We start from the raw sequence: 2,532 nt of genomic DNA on the forward strand, positions 1-2,532 counted from the left end.
GGGATTAAATGCCTGCTTCCCCTTCCGCCCGAGTTTAGATTTTTTAGAAATTTTTAAAGATTTTTAGCCGTAGTATCCAGTCTTGATTTTTTGTAACTTTTGCATCAAGGCAAAAGTTAAAGATTATCTAAACAATTTTAAATCTCAATTAAAATTCCTTATTTTTGCTGAAGTAATCTAAAACTTAAAAAGTAAATGGACATTATTTTTGACCTTATCGAAAAAGAAAGACAGAGACAGACGCACGGTATCGAGCTGATTGCATCAGAAAATTTCGTTTCTGAAAACGTAATGAAAGCAATGGGAAGTGTTTTGACAAACAAATATGCAGAAGGCTATCCCGGAAAAAGATATTACGGAGGTTGTGAAGTCGTAGATGAGGTTGAAACTTTGGCAATCAACAGAGCTAAAGAACTTTTCGGAGTAGATTACGTCAATGTTCAGCCGCACTCAGGTTCTCAGGCGAATGCAGCAATTTATTTAGCTGTTCTGAAACCGGGCGACAAAATCATGGGAATGGATCTTTCAATGGGAGGTCACCTTACCCACGGTTCAGCAGTGAATTTCTCAGGGATCCAGTATGACGTGGTTTCTTACGGAGTACAGAAAGAAACAGGTTTGATTGATTATGACCAAATGAGAGAAGTGGCGCTGAGAGAAAGACCAAAAATGCTTATCGCAGGTTTCTCGGCTTACTCAAGAGATTTGGATTATGCTAAATTCAGAGAGGTGGCAGACGAAATCGGTGCTACACTTTGGGCAGACATCGCTCACCCTGCAGGTTTGGTAGCAAAAGGACTCTTAAATAATCCGTTTGAGCATTGCAATGTGGTAACTACAACTACGCACAAAACTTTGAGAGGTCCAAGAGGCGGAATGATCATGATGGGCAAGGATTTCGAAAATACATACGGTCACAAAACACCAAAAGGCGAAATCAAAATGATGAGCCAGGTTCTTGACGGAGCAGTTTTCCCGGGAATTCAGGGAGGTCCGTTGGAGCATGTCATCGCAGGAAAAGCAGTGGCGTTTGCTGAAGCTTTAGATACTCAGTTTGAAACTTATGCAAAGCAGGTTCAGTCTAACGCAAGAGCATTATCAAAATCGATGATCGACAGAGGTTTCGAAATCGTAAGTGGCGGAACAGACAATCACCTGATGTTGGTAGACCTTAGAAACAAAAATGTAAACGGTAAAGAAACTGAAAAAGCTTTGGTTTTGGCAGATATTACGTGTAACAAAAACATGGTTCCTTTTGATGATAAATCACCATTTACAACATCAGGAATCAGATTCGGTACTGCTGCAATCACCACAAGAGGCTTAAAAGAAAACGATATGGATACTATCGCAGGATTGGTTTCTGAAGTAGTGGACAATATCAAAAACGAAGAAGTAATCTCTTCTGTAAAGAAAAAAGTTAACGAACTAATGGAAGGCAAAGCACTTTTCAATTATTAGAAGACTTCTGGCTGGTGACATATTGCTTTTAGCTGATATATAATATAAAAGGTGCAGATTTATTTTGCACCTTTTTATATAGAAAGTAATTTTGCTTCCATCTTCCATCTTCCATCTTCCAACTTCCAACTTCCATCACTCATCACCCAACACCCATCATCCATCCTTGAGCAAATCCTACACTTTTCAGGAAATCAAACAGAAACTGGTCAACTACTGTGTTTATCAGGATCGCTGTCACGCCGAAGTGGAGCAGAAGATGAGAGATTTTTTGTTGATTGATGAGGCAAAGGAAGAAATCTTTCTTTATTTATTAAAAGAAAACTATCTCAACGAAGAACGCTTCACTCGTAGTTACATCCGCGGGAAATTTTATATCAAACACTGGGGGAAAACCAAAATCAAAATCCATCTGAAACACAAAGGCATCACAGAAAAGCTCATCAGCAAATGCTTTGACGAAATACACGATGAAGACTACCAAAAAACCATCACAAAAATTTATCAGGATTATTCATCCCGACAGCACGGCTTAAAAGAATACCAAAAAAAATCCAAAACCATCAAATATCTCATCAGCCGCGGCTTCGAGTATGATCAAATCACCTTTGCCATCGAAGATCTAGAATCAGAATCCTAAAAACCACCACCGCATCACCAACCCTCCAAGACACAATCTTTCCCACGCTAAATTCCTCCAACTCTCAAACGCTCCCACATTTTTTTTTTTCAGGAGCTATTTCCCGCTGTCCACTATATCTTTTTTGCGGCTGTCTCCATTTCATTCCACCCGCCTCACAAAAGGATGCCGCTGTCATCGGGGCTGGTAACGATGGTGTTTTCAAAGAACTTTAGTTGTTTAGTTGCCTGGTGGAGTAGAAGAACCAGAGAAAGAGCCGGGTAAAAAGTTAAAAGAGCCAAGTGCTGTTACGCATCAAACTAAAATTCTCAAATAAATAAAGATCCATTCCTGAGACTGTGTTTGTTTAATAGCGAACCATGCAGTGGTTCAACAACAGTAGCCGTGGTTGTAACCCATGGAGAAGAATCAAACCATCTACTGTTGAATTA

The 2,532-nt window shown here is 39.7% G+C and carries 2 protein-coding genes; both read left to right on the plus strand.

Annotated elements, in window-relative coordinates; translation table 11 throughout:
* Positions 1-195 precede the first annotated feature (195 nt).
* On the plus strand, positions 196-1,461 hold the full coding sequence (gene glyA, locus AC2A1G_RS20005; RefSeq protein ID WP_484048643.1) for a serine hydroxymethyltransferase: 1,266 nt from the start codon (positions 196-198) through the stop codon (positions 1,459-1,461).
* Positions 1,462-1,666: 205 nt separating this feature from the next.
* Positions 1,667-2,101 (plus strand): regulatory protein RecX, encoded by a 435-nt coding sequence (locus AC2A1G_RS20010; protein WP_484048644.1) that lies wholly within the window; start codon positions 1,667-1,669, stop codon positions 2,099-2,101.
* Positions 2,102-2,532: the final 431 nt, after the last annotated feature.

The organism is Chryseobacterium sp. HNCC26DJ240 (assembly GCF_057180485.1).